Origin of the sequence: Mesobacillus boroniphilus (assembly GCF_018424685.1) — a bacterium.
Taxonomy (GTDB): domain Bacteria; phylum Bacillota; class Bacilli; order Bacillales; family Cytobacillaceae; genus Mesobacillus; species Mesobacillus boroniphilus_A.
In genome coordinates this window covers 1,446,508-1,461,693 of sequence record NZ_QTKX01000001.1, presented here as the reverse complement: position 1 = coordinate 1,461,693, position 15,186 = coordinate 1,446,508, and the positions used below count along the sequence as shown (strand labels likewise).

The 15,186-nt window shown below is 39.3% G+C and carries 17 protein-coding genes and 1 riboswitch; of the genes, 10 read left to right on the top strand and 7 right to left on the bottom strand.

All coding sequences use genetic code 11. The annotated features are described in order from the left end of the window. Positions 1–31: 31 nt before the first annotated feature. Positions 32–1,576, bottom strand: coding sequence for an HD domain-containing phosphohydrolase (locus DYI25_RS07425; protein ID WP_249745275.1), 1,545 nt, complete (start codon positions 1,574–1,576; stop codon positions 32–34). Positions 1,577–1,725: 149 nt separating this feature from the next. Here DYI25_RS07425 and DYI25_RS07420 point away from each other — a divergent pair, with 149 nt between their 5' ends. After that, positions 1,726–2,421: an aspartate/glutamate racemase family protein gene (locus tag DYI25_RS07420; protein WP_213367767.1), complete on the top strand. Its 696-nt coding sequence runs from the start codon at positions 1,726–1,728 to the stop codon at positions 2,419–2,421. Between the two features lie 250 nt (positions 2,422–2,671). On the opposite strand, the gene DYI25_RS07415 is transcribed toward DYI25_RS07420, so the two are convergent. Beyond that, on the bottom strand, positions 2,672–3,031 hold the full coding sequence (locus DYI25_RS07415; protein ID WP_213367766.1) for a cyclic-phosphate processing receiver domain-containing protein: 360 nt from the start codon (positions 3,029–3,031) through the stop codon (positions 2,672–2,674). Between the two features lie 599 nt (positions 3,032–3,630). Beyond that, the gene (locus tag DYI25_RS07410) at positions 3,631–4,698 is read right to left on the bottom strand and encodes an FAD-dependent oxidoreductase (protein WP_213367765.1); all 1,068 of its coding nucleotides are present in this window, start codon (positions 4,696–4,698) and stop codon (positions 3,631–3,633) included. 353 nt (positions 4,699–5,051) lie between these two features. Between DYI25_RS07410 and DYI25_RS07405 the strand changes: the two genes are divergently transcribed. Then, the gene (locus DYI25_RS07405; RefSeq protein WP_213367764.1) at positions 5,052–5,651 is read left to right on the top strand and encodes a methyltransferase; all 600 of its coding nucleotides are present in this window, start codon (positions 5,052–5,054) and stop codon (positions 5,649–5,651) included. 100 nt (positions 5,652–5,751) lie between these two features. On the opposite strand, the gene DYI25_RS07400 is transcribed toward DYI25_RS07405, so the two are convergent. After that, positions 5,752–6,669, bottom strand: coding sequence for an aldo/keto reductase (locus DYI25_RS07400; RefSeq protein ID WP_213367763.1), 918 nt, complete (start codon positions 6,667–6,669; stop codon positions 5,752–5,754). A gap of 177 nt (positions 6,670–6,846) precedes the next feature. On the opposite strand from DYI25_RS07400, the gene DYI25_RS07395 reads away from it, so the two are divergent. Further along, positions 6,847–7,329 (top strand): PaaI family thioesterase, encoded by a 483-nt coding sequence (locus DYI25_RS07395; RefSeq protein ID WP_213367762.1) that lies wholly within the window; start codon positions 6,847–6,849, stop codon positions 7,327–7,329. Between the two features lie 48 nt (positions 7,330–7,377). Here DYI25_RS07395 and DYI25_RS07390 read toward each other — a convergent pair whose 3' ends face one another. Next, entirely contained in the window at positions 7,378–7,887 is a 510-nt protein-coding gene (locus DYI25_RS07390) for a hypothetical protein (protein WP_213367761.1), read from the bottom strand. A gap of 140 nt (positions 7,888–8,027) precedes the next feature. Here DYI25_RS07390 and DYI25_RS07385 point away from each other — a divergent pair, with 140 nt between their 5' ends. Continuing rightward, positions 8,028–8,741 carry a nucleotidyltransferase domain-containing protein gene (locus tag DYI25_RS07385; RefSeq protein WP_213367760.1) on the top strand — a complete coding sequence of 238 codons (714 nt, stop codon included), beginning with the start codon at positions 8,028–8,030 and terminating at the stop codon, positions 8,739–8,741. A gap of 89 nt (positions 8,742–8,830) precedes the next feature. Here DYI25_RS07385 and DYI25_RS07380 read toward each other — a convergent pair whose 3' ends face one another. Next, a complete protein-coding gene (locus DYI25_RS07380) occupies positions 8,831–9,142 on the bottom strand; it encodes a hypothetical protein (RefSeq protein ID WP_213367759.1) in 312 nt (103 codons plus the stop codon). Between the two features lie 663 nt (positions 9,143–9,805). Next, positions 9,806–9,848, top strand: a riboswitch (PreQ1 riboswitch). Between the two features lie 56 nt (positions 9,849–9,904). On the opposite strand from DYI25_RS07380, the gene queC reads away from it, so the two are divergent. From queC to DYI25_RS07360, 4 genes are read left to right on the top strand one after another with little or no spacing between them, the layout of a single operon-like run. Further along, positions 9,905–10,558 (top strand): 7-cyano-7-deazaguanine synthase QueC, encoded by a 654-nt coding sequence (queC, locus tag DYI25_RS07375; protein ID WP_213367758.1) that lies wholly within the window; start codon positions 9,905–9,907, stop codon positions 10,556–10,558. Between the two features lie 2 nt (positions 10,559–10,560). Beyond that, a complete protein-coding gene (gene queD, locus DYI25_RS07370) occupies positions 10,561–11,037 on the top strand; it encodes a 6-carboxytetrahydropterin synthase QueD (protein ID WP_213367757.1) in 477 nt (158 codons plus the stop codon). Next, on the top strand, positions 11,030–11,758 hold the full coding sequence (queE, locus tag DYI25_RS07365) for a 7-carboxy-7-deazaguanine synthase QueE (RefSeq protein ID WP_213367756.1): 729 nt from the start codon (positions 11,030–11,032) through the stop codon (positions 11,756–11,758). Before queD ends, queE begins: the two co-directional genes overlap by 8 nt. Before the next feature lie 18 nt (positions 11,759–11,776). Further along, positions 11,777–12,316: a VUT family protein gene (locus DYI25_RS07360; protein WP_213369466.1), complete on the top strand. Its 540-nt coding sequence runs from the start codon at positions 11,777–11,779 to the stop codon at positions 12,314–12,316. A 173-nt stretch (positions 12,317–12,489) separates the two neighbouring features. On the opposite strand, the gene DYI25_RS07355 is transcribed toward DYI25_RS07360, so the two are convergent. After that, complete coding sequence (locus tag DYI25_RS07355) at positions 12,490–13,320, bottom strand: SDR family oxidoreductase (protein WP_213367755.1); 831 nt, start codon at positions 13,318–13,320, stop codon at positions 12,490–12,492. A gap of 135 nt (positions 13,321–13,455) precedes the next feature. On the opposite strand from DYI25_RS07355, the gene DYI25_RS07350 reads away from it, so the two are divergent. Then, entirely contained in the window at positions 13,456–13,704 is a 249-nt protein-coding gene (locus DYI25_RS07350; RefSeq protein WP_213367754.1) for a hypothetical protein, read from the top strand. Between the two features lie 388 nt (positions 13,705–14,092). Further along, positions 14,093–15,127 carry a fatty acid desaturase gene (locus DYI25_RS07345; RefSeq protein WP_213367753.1) on the top strand — a complete coding sequence of 345 codons (1,035 nt, stop codon included), beginning with the start codon at positions 14,093–14,095 and terminating at the stop codon, positions 15,125–15,127. The last annotated feature ends 59 nt before the right edge of the window (positions 15,128–15,186 follow it).

Below are 15,186 nucleotides of genomic sequence, written 5' to 3'. Positions count from 1 at the left end.
GCAATGGGAGGACATTGCTCTTTAACTTCTATTAAACTGTATTCGTTAAGTATTCTTGACTCGTGTCTAATGAGACGGTATTTTCCGTATTGATTGGATTTCTCATCAAGTTCACAAAGATGCCAGCAAATTCTGGATCCCATTGAGTACCTTTGCCTTCTTCTATAATTGCCAGGGCCTTTTCGATTACCATGCCGTTTCGGTAAGGTCTGTTGGAGGTCATTGCATCAAATGCATCCGCCACTGCAATGATTCTCCCAAAAAGAGGAATTGAATGCCCTGAAATCCCTCTGGGATATCCGCATCCATCATATCGTTCGTGGTGAAACATTATACCCTCGATCACTAACTCCATATCTGAAAAACCCTGGACCTGCTTAACGATATTCGCACCAATTACGGGATGTTTTTTTATTTCGTCAAATTCCTCATCTGTCAGTTTCCCATCCTTCAGCAATATTCCATCTGGAATTCCGATCTTGCCAATATCGTGCAATATGGCAGATTTCTTTAACAACGAAAGTTCATTGCTCGATAATCCATATTTTTTTCCTATTGAAAGAGAATATGCTGCGACTCTTGCAGAATGTCCGGCGGTGTATGGATCGCGCGCATCCAATGCCGCGGATAAACTTTCCAAAAAACTCTCAAACATCAATTGATTCTGTTTATCCCGAATGTTGATTGCATCAACCATATGGTTAAAGCCGCTAACTAAACCTGCAAATTCATCAGAATATAATTCCTCTGTCTTTATCGTTAGATTTCCTTCCTGTATATTCTTCATAGATTCTTGTAGTTGAACTATAGGTTGGTGTACATCCAAAAATAACAGTTTGGAGCCAAAGTAGGCAAAAGCAAGACCTATAAGAATAATTAAGACTGCCCAGGTCCAGTAATTTTGGACTGATTCTCTCAATATATCTAGCTTGACCTGGGTTGCAAGGCCGAATAATAAAATCGGAAAAACGGATATATAAAGGAAACTTAATTGGAATTTCCTTCTGATCGAAATTACACTTTTACCCTCAAGAGAAAGAGACTGGCTGAAACGATTAACTGCTGTTTGAGAGAGCTCCTTCAACAAAGGCTGAATAGCTTTAATAGTGAGAAAAAACTCAATTATACCATGCATTCCAGCTACTAAAACAGCCCCAATTATTGCGAGAATTACAAAGGTATAAGGGATACTCAACAATTCGATATGGATAAAGAACATTGCCATAATAACTGCAGGAGTTGAGAGGCCGAATAAATGCGGGCCCATAATTCTTTTGAAGGTGAGAATCGGAAAGTAGTGCAATCTGTTAAACGCTCGTTGTAAAGTAGATAAATTCAATTGATCATTTTTATATACATCAAATATCGGCTTGATATCTTTTGTAAAAGCAAAATACTCTATGAAAGTCATAAAAATGAAGGAGATTCCTAAAATAGCTCCCATGATGAAGAATTCCTTTTTTGTAAGAGTAAGAGTGAAGAAAATAAAGATTCCTCCCACTCCTAGAACAGCCAAAGTTGAACCTAATATATAATTATGCAAAAGCTGTTTTCTAAACTTTAAAAATGAATTCAAATTTATTTCTCCTTACAAAACAGGTTGTTTTGTTAATTATTAACTATTCCGATTTACCTGTAAAGAAATTTTCGGTTTGATGAAAAAGGATTAGACGTCATTACTATCGAAAGTGTAATTATATACAATACATTTAAGGGGCTTTAGATATGAAAACGATTGGTATGATTGGCGGTATGAGCTGGGAGTCCTCTTCAGAGTATTACCGTATTATAAATGAAGAAATAAAAAGAAGGCTTGGCGGACTTCATTCAGCAAAGTGTATTTTATATAGTGTGGATTTTGATGAAATTGAAAAATGTCAATCTGAGAACAGATGGGACGAAGCAGGGCAAATACTAGGTGATGCAGCTTTTTCATTGGAAAAAGCAGGGGCTGGATTTATCTTGATTTGCACCAATACAATGCATAAGGTGATTGACCAGATTTCTCAGAAAATAAGTATTCCTATCCTTCATATAGCAGATGAAACTGCTATACAAATCAAAAAGCATGGAATGAAAAAGATTGGGTTGTTGGGCACTAAGTATACAATGGAGCATGATTTTTATAAATTAAGAATTGAATCCCAAGATATCGAAGTGCTAATTCCTGATGAAGAAGAGAGGGATGTAATCAATAAGACGATTTTCAATGAATTATGCTTTGGAAATATTCAGGAATCCTCGAGGGATTGTTTTAAAAGAATCATCGGAAACCTTGTTTCAGAAGGGGCAGAAGGAATCATTCTGGGCTGTACTGAAATCGGCCTGTTGATAAAGCAAGAGGATGCATCGGTTCCCCTATTTGACACCACGGTGATACATGCTCATGGAGCAGTTGAAAAGGCGCTAAATATTAAATAGAGAAAAATGGGCCAGAGTTCTGGTCCATTTTTCTCTATTACATCTGAACAAAATAACTTTCTTTCCTGTAAATACGTATTTTATACCAGGCCGTACGATAATTCTTTTTTTCTTCTTCTGCTGCAGCTGTTAGGGAGGTCAGGATAAGATAGGTAACATGAGAAAAATGAATTTTGATTCCTTATTCTACAAAATGGAAGTCAAATCCTTTTTAACAAGAGACAGGTGGGAATATAAAAACTGACTATCTTTAATAAATAGACATCATCCGTGAAGTAAAGGAATGCAGGGGCAGGGGACGTAAAAGAATATTTATAGACTGAGGCATAAGGTAATCATTCTGTGCTTTCTTGAAGCAATTATACATAGCTTTCCCGCCGACCGAGTTTGCAGAGTGGATTGTGATTCGATTGGCAAATAGCTGTTTCTCGACCATTATTTTTACAAGCAACAAGCCATTCCTGGTATAGCTTGCAAGGTCATGGTCTAGCGACAAGTGGTCGATTTCATAATTTTTCAAAAGAATGAGACATTCATCTATAGTTTCTGCCAAAACATAACCTTCTGGCGGCTGGCGGTAATCATCTAGGAAAACACTGATTTCATTCATTTCTCGATCTCCTTCCCAAAAGAGGGTGACTAAGAAAAGTCGAATAACCCTAGGTATTTATCATTCTCTCAAGCCTAACACACTTTTTGACATAAAGGGACAAATGCCAGTTGGGAAATTCTTCTATAAAGAGCTTTTCATAACTTAATTGCTTTCTTCAATCTTTTCAATACATTGCGCTGGACAGTGCTAGGGTGCCTTTAAGAATACAATTGCAAACACGTCTGATAAGCAACAAATATTTCGAGGACAGTCTTCAAAATGGGAGAAATTTAAATGGCGTAGACACACATACACACAAGGGAGAAATGGAGAACCCCCGACCTGAAAGTCGAGGGTTCATTTAGGTTCACTTAGTAGTTCTAAACACTTTAGCAAGAATACCGGGGCGGGCAAGACTTATTGGATGCGATTTTAGATGTAGAACCTGGATGAAACGTGTATAAACATTTTCATTATGAGAGCAGGCCGCCACAACTTTTTTTATATACCATTGCAAAATAGCAAGACCTATTGGTTTGTTTCCGCTCGTGGTGCGAAATCGAAAGTCTTCTGTTAATGCGATCAGCCAGGGAATATCGAGAATCCTGCTGACTTTTTTATGATAGCTTTTTGTTAACTGCTGCCTGTTTAGGCCCCTTCATTAAAATTTCCCTTAATGCCTTTGCTTCCATTGCAGCAAGGCTCATCCCCTGTGCAAAAACAGGGTCTACCCGGCAAAAAGCATCCCCAATTACCAACAATCCGGTTGGAAAATTTCTTTGATTTTCAAAGTGATAACGACGGAGGGCAGGGAACCGGTAGACTTGTACTTCCTCGGAGAGTGGTGATTCATTTTTAATCACTTCATACATTTCAGGTTGATTAAGTGTCTGTGCATATTCCAGAAAGCTGTCTTTATTTTTTGGAATTTCCTTCGTACCATAGCCAATCAGGGTAACCAGCATACGATTCCCTTCGATAGGTGAAATCATGCCGCCACGTTCGACTTCTGGGGGATTGGGAAAGGCGAGGAGACTGTGCCAATTAATAGATTCATGAGCAATTTTCTTAAAGACCATGCTAGCATAAAATAAATCTATCTTGATTTCTGTTTTGGTCGGAATCCCATATCCTGAGGCCCTTAGCCATTGGTTATGAAGCGCGGCAGCACCAGATGCATCAATTACTAAATCCGCTAAAAGGTCCGTTACGACACCGTTTATATCCTCGATGACGATGGTGTTCATTTCATCGGTATTGAATTTAAGATTCTGCACCTTGCAATCGAATCGAAAATTGATATTATGTATTTTTTCCAGTCTTTGCTGGATCTGCCACTCAAGTAGAGGTCGGCTTTGCTGGCTAATGAACACGTTTGAATCAAATCGGATCTTTTGAGTACCGTGATGTGACCATAATAGATCTCCCGCGAAGTCCGTTTTCTTGGCTCCATTTCGAGATAATTCCTGAATGATTCCCGGGAAAAGCTCCTCTATAATCTCTTCTCCGCTTTTCAGCAAAACATGCCCCTGATTACCTTGTGGAACACCTTTCCTATTAGTGAAATGATCATTTTTCTTATCTTTTTCTATTAATATTACTTCTTGGAAAAACTCAGACAGTACACGTGCAGCCAGCTTGCCCGCAATACCACCACCTATTACCACAGCTCTATCTCTGTTCATTTTTTTCGAAAACATCCTTTGCCCTATTCTCCTCATAATAATAGTTATGTTGAATCATTTACCTTTAAGTTAAAATAAACATATGTATGCCAATAACACAACAAGGTTAATTTTACATAAAGAGGTAGGGAAATGAAAGAGTTGCAAGAACTCGCTGATTACCTTGCCTAACTATTGAAGTTTTATAACTACTTTGATATAGATTTGGAAGAAAACTTTTATGAGAAGATGCTAGAAGTAAGGGTTCGGAAAAACAAAGATCTTTAATCAGTGCTCTTTAAAAACAATATTCAATGTGAAACAGCTTAGTCAAAGATTTTTTCGCGTACCCTTAAAGAATGGAGTTCGATTTTATGAATGAACAACAACAGGATAAATTGTTGAATGTTAAAACAACTGGTGAACAAAAAGGATTCTTGACTTCATTACATTACCATCGGTATGAACCAACTCCATATAGTGCGCTTGAATTATTTTTCAATGAATACAAATTGAACCGTCATGATCATGTAGTCGACTTTGGATGTGGGAAAGGGCGATTGAATTTTCATCTGAATTATCATTTCAATATCAATGTCTCTGGAGTTGAAATGAATGAAACATTCTACATGGAAGCCCTCGAAAACAAACAGTGTTACTTAAAGAATTTTCGAAACAGAGCGGATAGAATAAACTTTTATTGCGTTTTGGCAGAGGATTATGAAATTTCACCTAATAATAACAAGTTTTATTTCTTTAACCCTTTTACGGTTCAAATTCTGATGAGTGTATTAAAAAATATAATGATTTCTTTTGAAAAATATCAAAGGGAAATCGACCTGATTCTATATTATCCATCTGAGGACTATATATTTTATTTAGAGAATCAGACACCATTTGAACTAGTATTTGAAATGAAACTGCCTGAAAATAACCCGAATGAAAGGTTCTTAGTGTATAGGTTGAATACTTGATATTTAACCGTTAAATGGTTAATGTCTTAAATTATTAATCGATGCCTCTTTAAAAAGTCATCTAAAAAATGCCCCTGCAGTATGCTGGGGCAAAATCCGATTATTTTAAACTCTGAGGATGATTATCAACGGCCAGTTGTGCTGCTTTTGCATTGAGTTCCACTTGTTCTGGTGTCTTGCAACCTGGAATGACGGCAGTGACTGCAGGGTGTTTCAGGACCCAGGATAATGCCCACGTGGCCATTGGAACACCTTCGGGGACTTCGTTATCTTGAATCTCTTCGACCTGTTGGAGTAATCTCGTTGTTTCTTCGCTATCATGTTTGGAGCGAACATCGTCAGTGCTGAAAGTCGCACCTGGTTTATATTTACCGCTTAAGTATCCACTTGCCAGCGGAACTCTTGCAAGTACCCCCAGATTTTGATCTTGGCTTGAAGGGAAGATCTGCTCTTCCGGCTTACGGTCAAGACGATTGTATACGACCTGGATGGCACCTGCGTTTACGTCTGAAGCGCGGTCAGTCTGGTAGCTTTCTTCATTGGATCGAAGTGAGATGCCGAGGTGCCGGATTTTTCCTTTTTCCACTTGCTTGTGGAGCATTGTCCATAATTCATCGTTGTTGAATTCTTCATCTGTACATGAATGCGCTTGATATAAATCTATGTAATCAGTTCTTAACGCCTTCAGCGAAGCATCCAGCTGCTTTAGTACGTCATTTGCACTCCAGTGACGTGTCCTTTCAAAATTACCATGGAAATGATGGCCGAATTTAGTTGCCACAATCCAGTCCTCCCGGTTGCCCCGGCTCAGGTAATCTCCAATAAGACTTTCCGATAAGTGGTCTCCATAGCATTCGGCTGTATCGAGGAAGTTGATTCCTTTTTCATTTGCTTTGTCCAGGATAGCATCGACCTCATATTGCCCGAAATCCTTTCCCCATTCACCGCCATACTGCCAGGTTCCGATTCCGATAACAGATACATCAAGGTTTGTCTTTCCTAAGCGTCTGTACTTCATTCCATCACCCCTTAAATAATTTACGTCAATCTTAACATTTGTCCTTTTTGAACAAAACTATGTTGCACAAATACAACTATTGTATACACCAACAAAGGAAATCGAATTATTTTAAAGGAATTCAAACCCCTGTCGAAGAAAATATTATAGATTACGAATTGACAAGGGGGAAGCGCAATGGAAGAAAGGGTGTTGAAAGCCATCCAGGATGAATACCCAGATGATTTCTCTTGGTGTTACGGCTGCGGGAGGATGAATGAGCACGGACACCATTTCCGGACAGGCTGGGATGGGGACAAGACAATATCAATCTACAATCCAAAAAAAGAGCATATGGCCCTGCCAGGGTTCGTATATGGCGGCGTGATTGGCTCGTTTGTGGATTGCCATGGCACCGGTTCGGCTGCACTCTACCTGCACCGAAAAAATGGTTATGAACCAGGAGACGGGGAAGAACCGCCAAGATTTGTAACAGCATCCTTGCATGTCGATTTCATGAAACCGACGCCTCAAGGAACAGCCTTAAAAGCAATAGGTACCGTCCATGAGATTCATCCAAAAAAATATCGAGTTGAAACAGAAGTTTTTGCCGGGGAAACACTTTGTGCTAGAGGAGAAGTGATCGCTGTCGTGATGCCAGATACATTTACAGCAAAATAATCGTCCGAAAAATAAGACCCTGAGCATCAATCAGGGTCTTTACTCTGCTTATTGGACGGGTTCAAGCATTGTAGTGGGCAGGTATCCTTCCTCACCGGAATCTTTTAACTTTACCTTCGTTCGTCTTATATCTCTTTCCAAAACTTCTGCTTGACTGCCTTGCTTGACTTCTTTTACTTTATTCTCCTGTACAATTTTATCTACACCTTCTAAATCATTGATTTCAATCAATTGATAGAGTTCATCGTATGCTTCCGGTGTAAGGGCGAGATAGGCATCTTTTTGTATAGTTACCTTGTCGCCGGCCTGGAGAGTGTTGTCTTTTACTTCTTGTTCGCTTTCTTTATACGTATCCTTCATGTTCTGGATGATACCAGGAGCCTCTTCTTTCACCTTATCCACTACTTCTTTTGATTTTTCCTCTGTTGTTTCAGCAGCATTCTTTGTTTCCTCTTCTAATTCTTTCACTCCTTGTTCTGCCTCATCAATGCTGCAGCCAGAGATGAGCATGACTGCCAATCCTGCAGGTATAAACAATTTATTTAATGAAAATGTCATGAGTAATATCCTCCTGGTACAACTATTTTTATATTTTAGGATACCACTTGGCTTGCTTTGTGAAACATTCGCAATATTGTCGACAAATTATGAGTTTTGTCTAATAATAGCTGTATGAATATTTAATGGGGGATTTACACATGGACATGCCCGCTAAATTATCGGCTTTTGAAACAGCTAAAAAGTTTGTGGAGGAGAGCTTTCCAGACTGCGACGCAGCACTGCTTGCTGGGAGTGTAGCCAGGGGAGAAGCAACTGTTACATCGGATTTAGATATTGTGATATTCGATAAGAACCTTCCATCAGCATACAGAGAGTCATTGATTGCGCATGGATGGCCCATCGAGGTTTTCGTCCATAATTTACAGTCCTATAAGCTTTTCTTTGAGAGTGATATAAAAAGGGCGAGACCAAGCTTGCCGAGAATGGTTGCTGAAGGAATGGTTATCAGAAAAAACGAATTTCTCCCTGAAGTAATAGATGAAGCAAAAAGGATTATCAGGAAAGGACCAGAAGAGTGGACCAAGAAAGAGATCGAGTTCAAACGATATTTCATTACAGATACACTTGATGATTTCATTGGATCGAACAACAAGGGAGAGGGAATTTTCATTGCAGGCACGCTGGCTGAACAGCTGCAAGAATTTGTGTTAAGGACAAACAAGCGTTGGGTCGGAAAATCAAAATGGGTGGTGAGGGAATTAAATCATTATGATCCCATTTTCACAGAAAAATTTGTAGAAGCATTCTCACAGTATTACCAAACGGGTAAAAAACAGATGGTCATAGAAATAGCCGACCTAGTTTTAAAACCCTATGGGGGAAGGTTATTTGAAGGCTTTTCAGTGAAGTAAACAAAAGCAGCCCAGATAAGGCTGCTTTTGTCATTACTTAAGAGTTTCACATGCGCTAAGGAAACTAACACCCTCGCTAGATTACTGAATCAGGCTTTGTAGGCCGAGGAGGCCGCTATGCAAAAACAGCTGAGTATGAAAACCTCAATCATGATTAAGAACACAACCCATTCATATCCGGCAGCTCCTATCATAGGCGCCATGACTCCCATGATCAACCCGGTTATATAGCCAGAGAATAAGGTTTGAAAGTCAAATAGATTGCCAAACAGAATCCCTGAAATACCACCTATAATCACAGAAAATAAGGTAGCTTCCAAGAAGTGAAATGGATATAAGTTAATAAAAATAATCCCTGTTGCAAGGGCCAAACCTCCACCAGCAACGATTGTTATGTTCATTCCTAAATGAAATCCGATTCGCTTTCTTCGATTGTATAGATAGATATATAGAACATACGCGGACAGGAAATTAATAGGGTAAAAAATCACAATCCATTCCGGCAAGACACATCACCTCTACTGTTCAATGTATTCATAATTTGAATTAGAGGTGTTTGAGTCCCAATTAAAAACTAAATCATAAACAAAAATAAGGGTTAGATAGGATGGTTTCAATGGATGCATTATTAAAGAAATTGCGATAAAAACAAGGCACAGCCAAGGTAATGAATGCACCTGAAAGATACCAGGCGTTAATCGAAGAGTCTGACAATTAGACCGACAATAGGAATTTGTGCTATTATTCGCGAACGACAGTGAGGAAGTTAGAACATGGTTTCCGAAAGCCATTATACGATTAAACGAGGAAGCTATCTTCTGGGTCGCATTCCCAAAGAAAAGTTCAAAAATTAATACTTGCATTAACCGTGACGTATTATTCAGGCTGGTTCAGGAACTATCTGAGTACAGGACTGTCAGCAATGTCTCTTTGGACGAAAAATGGTCAGCACAACGCTTCAGGCATCAGGACCTTGTAAAACCAAAAAATATGGAATAAAAATTACTTTTCTTTTATAAAATGTATGATAAAATAAATAAGTCAAAATTAGATATTCCGTCTTTACGGAAGAGGTTCTAGCTACCCTCTCAAAAAAACTAAGGGAAAACAGTACTGCTGTCTTAGTGGTGCTGTTTTTTTCCGTTTAAAAGGAGATTCTCGAAATGAAAAAAGAAAAAGCGGTAGTCGTTTTCAGCGGCGGCCAGGATAGCACGACATGCCTGTTCTGGGCTATGAAGGAATTTGCAGAAGTGGAAGCAGTGACCTTTGATTATAACCAGAGGCACAAAACAGAAATAGACTGCGCAAAAGAAATCACGAAGGAACTTGGGATAAATCATCATATTCTCGATATGAGTCTGTTGAATCAATTGGCGCCAAATGCACTGACAAGAAGCGAAATTGAAGTGAAGGACGGGGAAGAGGGTGGATTACCTTCCACCTTCGTCCCAGGACGCAACCTATTGTTCATGTCTTTTGCAGGTGTATTGGCAAGCCAAGTTAATGCTAAACATATCATTACAGGTGTTTGTGAAACAGATTTCAGCGGCTACCCTGATTGCCGGGATGTGTTCATAAAGTCTTTGAATGTCACGATTAATTTGTCAATGGACCAAAACTTTGTCATCCATACTCCATTGATGTGGCTGAACAAGGCTGAAACCTGGAAGCTGGCTGATGAACTGGGAGCATTCGAATTCGTAAGAGAAAAAACACTAACTTGTTATAACGGCATCATCGCTGATGGATGTGGAGTGTGCCCCGCCTGCAAGCTTAGGAAAAATGGACTTGATGATTTTTTGAGAGGAGCTGTATAAACATGTTCGGATTTCGCATCGTAGAACAGCTTCAAAAGATAGATCAGGATATAAACAAGGAACAACTTAAATATCATTCAAAACGTGTCCTAGTCAGCAAGGAATTCACCTTCGACGCCGCACACCATCTCCATAACTATGAAGGTAAATGCAAAAACCTCCACGGCCATACTTATAAAGTCATTTTCGGCCTGAGTGGTTTTGTCGATGACCGAGGATTAATGATTGATTTTGGGGACATAAAGGATATCTGGAAATCAGAAATAGAAATATATCTTGATCACAAATATTTGAATGAAACATTGCCGCCGATGAATACAACAGCTGAAAACATGGTTGTCTGGATTTATGAAAAAATGGCTGAAGCCCTGGCAATTAGACAGCATTTATACGACGGTGCAAGGGTCGAGTTTGTGAAACTCTACGAAACTCCTACAAGCTATGCTGAAGCTAGACGGGAGTGGATGGAGATTGAGTAAGATTCCCGTGATGGAAATTTTCGGACCGACAATTCAGGGAGAGGGAATGGTCATCGGACAAAAGACAATGTTTGTTCGAACGGCAGGATGTGACTATTCCTGTGCCTGGTGTGACTCATCATTTACATGGGACGGTTCTGGAAAAGACTTGGTCCGGCAAATGGATGCTGATGAAATCTGGAGTGAAATGAGAGCGTTGGCTGGAGATGGTTTTTCATATGTTACCATCTCAGGTGGAAATCCTGCTCTCCTGAAAAACCTATCTGGACTGATTGAATTACTAAAGGAAAACAAGATCAGCATATGCCTGGAGACTCAAGGCAGCAAATGGCAGGAGTGGTTCTTGAAAATTGATGCACTGACCTTGTCCCCAAAACCGCCAAGTTCAGGAATGAAAACAGATTTTGAGGTTTTAGACCAAATCGTAAATGGTCTGAAAGAGAACGGTTCTTTAAAAAACGCCAGCCTTAAAATAGTCGTTTTTGATGCAGTTGATTATGAATTTGCCAAACTGATTCATCAGCGCTATCCAGAATTACCGTTTTTTTTACAGGTAGGAAATGACGATATTGCAACAGAAGACCAGATGAACCTAATGTCATCGTTGGTCGATAAGTATGAATGGCTGATTAATAAGGTTGTTTCTGACATGGAAATGAACAATGTCAGAGTACTTCCACAGCTTCATGTCTATGTTTGGGGAAATAAAAGAGGAGTTTAGACTAACAGGAGGTAAATGATGAGAATCTTTTTATACTTAATTTCAATTGTTACTGCCAATGTGATTACAGCGGCGCTTGCGCCACTTCAATTTGGCATGTTCATTGTGCCTATGGGGACATTATTGATAGGGGCCACATTCATTTTCCGGGACCTTGTCCAGAATAAGTACGGCCGTGCGAAGACTTATATGTTTATTGGTTTGGCACTCATTCTGTCAGCAATCGTTTCTTTTATTCTTGGAGATACAATGTGGATCGTCTTTGCTTCGGCAATGAGCTTCGCTGTTGCTGAAACGACCGATACTGAAATTTACACAAGACTAAAGCTTCCAATGAGCTGGAGAATTTTTTACAGCGGATTAGTTGGCGGCCTTCTGGATTCAGTCATATTTGTCGTGATTGGATTAAGTCCGCTAGGAGCAAACTTCCTTCCATGGGAAGCTGTTCCCGCTGCGATTTTAGGCCAGGTAATCGTAAAAACCATCATTCAGGGAATTGGCGCGATGCTGCTTAACCCTATCAATAATATTTTCAATAATAAAGCAATGTCAAACTAGGATAAAAAGGTGCCCGATCTATTGATCGAGCACCTTTTTATTTACTTCCTAAACTTTCCCAAAGTAGGTTCTGGCTAATCTGCTTTAACGTCAGGCTTTTCTTTCGCTTGAAATCCGATTTGGCGTACTTTCCATATTCGCCAAAAGTTCTTTTTTTATAAAAGTATATGCGGTTAAATTTTCAGCTTATTTATGACCATTTTCTCAATCGCTTTCCAGGGTAATAGATTTTTCAGACGTATCATATTCTTTACGCCTTTTCCTATGGGGTACCTTAAGTCAGGTTCGCTGGCTGAGGTAGCGATTTTTGTAATGAGTTTAGCGACGTCCCGGGGGTCTCCGTAGGAAGCTTCACTGCTTTTCATTTCATTCAATATGGCAGCCATGGATTTTTCATAGGGTGAATCCTCCTGTATAGAAATATTATCTATACTTTGCCAAATGTTTGTCCTGTAGGAACCCGGCTCGACAAGTACGACGTCAATTCCAAAAGGCTTTAGCTCGAGCCTTAAACTTTCACTGTATCCTTCAAGCGCATATTTCGATGCAACATATGCAGACAATCCTGGGAATCCAAATCTTCCGCTAATGCTGCTCATATTTATGATTTTACCTGATTCCTGCTTGCGCATGGAGGGGAGGAGAGCCTGGGTGACAGCAATAACGCCAAAAAAGTTCGTTTCGAATTGTTTTCGATACTCATCTACTGACAGTTCCTCGCAAAAGCCGCCCTGAGCATAACCAGCATTGTTTACTAACAATTCAACAGAAACAAGAGATCCCACAAAGTCTTTAAATTCTTCGATTGAATCTTGCAGCGTTACATCTAATGGAAAAACAGTAATCTTATCTGTCACACTTTCAGCAGCTGCTGCTTTCAGCAAAGAACCTTTTTTCTGGAGGTTCCGCATCGTGGCGACCACAGTATAACCTGATTTAGCTAATTCGATGGCGATCAATTCACCAAACCCGCTCGAGGAACCTGTTACTATCGCAGTTTTCAAAAACTTCACCTTCTTAAACGTCTTTTTAAATAATTTTACAGGTAAAAGATTATTTTGAACATGATCGAATGTATCTTTCTAGCAAACATGGAAAAAATCTAATACTGTGGAATTTCCATGAAAAGGAGCAAGCATATGACGAAGATTGACACATACAAGGTCCTGAATCTGATTGAAAAAGTATATCCGCTTGTAACATTGAAAAGTGAAACAATTCTTAGTTGGATGGCCAAATGTGAGTCAATGGATTACAGCATTGTGTTAAAGAAACTGGCCCTGCATATGAGGACCAATCCTTATCCCCCTACATTGAAGGAGATCATAGCAACCTCAAGTAATGAGGGTGCATATTTTGAATGGTTGGATGAATATTCACTCAGGTGAGAAACAATCTCTCAAAGATTTAATGATTTATAACAAGTAATGTTAATGGAGGTTATTTGAATAACATTGTTTTTTGCGTTCGTATGTGGCGGGTAATTTTTGGTCCAAAAATACGTTTATTATTAAAAGGAGGTTTGGCCGTTTAGAAAACTTTAACCGCTAATCCCTCTTATTTTATGGAGATGGTTGCAAGAAGTAAAAAAAATTACAACAAATTTTATTACCTGGTCATAAGAGTAAACGTTGATAAATCAATGTTTTTATGAAGAATTTTATCGAAACATGACATTTATCATGTGTCATACATGACACCTGCTACTGCACAGAATCTTTTCCCTTATTTATAATTTGTGTAACTAACAAATCCGAAAGGGGAATTTATAACAAGATGGCAACTCACAATGCAAAAGAACTTAGAAAACAGGTCGCCCCTTATGAAAGCTCAAACACTAAAGATAGTATCATTCAAATAATCAATACGATCATTCCATTTTTGGTTTTATGGTTTCTGGCCTTTCAAAGCATTGAGATTTCCTATTTATTAACACTGGGAATCGCAGTTTTCGCCGCCGGTTTCATGATCAGGATCTTCATTATCTTCCATGACTGTACGCACCATTCATTCTTCAAAAACCGTACAGCCAACAAAGTGGTTGGTACGCTTACTGGAGTTTTGACATTGTTCCCATATAGCCAGTGGGGCCATGAACATTCTGTTCACCACGCAACAAGCAGTAATTTGGACAAGCGTGGAACAGGAGACATATGGGTATTGACAGTTGACGAATACATGGCAGCACCGATGTGGCAGAAGCTTGCATACAGAATGTACCGTAATCCATTTGTGATGTTTGTATTGGGTCCGATTTATATTGTTCTAATCACGAACCGTTTCAACCGGAAAGGTGCAAGGATGAAGGAGCGCATGAACACTTATTTAACGAATGTGTTGATTTTCGGAATTTCTGGTCTTATGATTTGGGCAATTGGCTGGAAGGCATTTGTAATGGTTGAAGGTCCAATCTTCTTCATTGCTGGAATGTTCGGCATTTGGCTGTTCTATGTACAGCATACATTCGAAGATTCTTACTTTGAAGCTGATAAGGATTGGGAATACGTAAGAGCTGCGGTAGAAGGAAGTTCTTATTATCAGTTGCCTAAGGTGCTCCAGTGGATTACTGGCAACATCGGCTACCACCATGTTCACCATTTAAGCCCAAGGGTTCCAAACTATAAGCTTGAAGAGGTTCACAAGAATACGAAGCCTTTGCAGAATGTGCCGACAATAACACTTTCTACAAGCTTGACTTCACTGAAATTCCGTTTATGGGATGAACAAAATAAGCAGTTTATCAGCTTCAAGGAAATGAAAGTATATAAGCAAAACAGCAAATTGACGCCTCAAACGAAGCCTGAACTATAACATTGAACTCCCCTTGAATCAGGACGTATTTCTCCTGGAATAAGGGGAGTAATTTTTTG

What these genes read in the sequence shown, in the direction of transcription:
- DYI25_RS07390 (WP_213367761.1), bottom strand. Translation starts at nt 7,887, where the DNA reads ATGACATTTTCATTAAATAAATTGTTTATACCTGCAGGATTGGCAGTC.
- queD (WP_213367757.1), top strand. Translation starts at nt 10,561, where the DNA reads ATGTTCGGATTTCGCATCGTAGAACAGCTTCAAAAGATAGATCAGGAT.
- DYI25_RS07350 (WP_213367754.1), top strand. Translation starts at nt 13,456, where the DNA reads ATGACGAAGATTGACACATACAAGGTCCTGAATCTGATTGAAAAAGTA.
- DYI25_RS07395 (WP_213367762.1), top strand. Translation starts at nt 6,847, where the DNA reads ATGGAAGAAAGGGTGTTGAAAGCCATCCAGGATGAATACCCAGATGAT.
- DYI25_RS07345 (WP_213367753.1), top strand. Translation starts at nt 14,093, where the DNA reads ATGGCAACTCACAATGCAAAAGAACTTAGAAAACAGGTCGCCCCTTAT.
- DYI25_RS07380 (WP_213367759.1), bottom strand. Translation starts at nt 9,142, where the DNA reads ATGAACATAACAATCGTTGCTGGTGGAGGTTTGGCCCTTGCAACAGGG.
- DYI25_RS07385 (WP_213367760.1), top strand. Translation starts at nt 8,028, where the DNA reads ATGGACATGCCCGCTAAATTATCGGCTTTTGAAACAGCTAAAAAGTTT.
- DYI25_RS07400 (WP_213367763.1), bottom strand. Translation starts at nt 6,669, where the DNA reads ATGAAGTACAGACGCTTAGGAAAGACAAACCTTGATGTATCTGTTATC.
- DYI25_RS07420 (WP_213367767.1), top strand. Translation starts at nt 1,726, where the DNA reads ATGAAAACGATTGGTATGATTGGCGGTATGAGCTGGGAGTCCTCTTCA.
- DYI25_RS07360 (WP_213369466.1), top strand. Translation starts at nt 11,777, where the DNA reads ATGAGAATCTTTTTATACTTAATTTCAATTGTTACTGCCAATGTGATT.
- queC (WP_213367758.1), top strand. Translation starts at nt 9,905, where the DNA reads ATGAAAAAAGAAAAAGCGGTAGTCGTTTTCAGCGGCGGCCAGGATAGC.
- DYI25_RS07410 (WP_213367765.1), bottom strand. Translation starts at nt 4,698, where the DNA reads ATGAACAGAGATAGAGCTGTGGTAATAGGTGGTGGTATTGCGGGCAAG.
- DYI25_RS07405 (WP_213367764.1), top strand. Translation starts at nt 5,052, where the DNA reads ATGAATGAACAACAACAGGATAAATTGTTGAATGTTAAAACAACTGGT.
- DYI25_RS07415 (WP_213367766.1), bottom strand. Translation starts at nt 3,031, where the DNA reads ATGAATGAAATCAGTGTTTTCCTAGATGATTACCGCCAGCCGCCAGAA.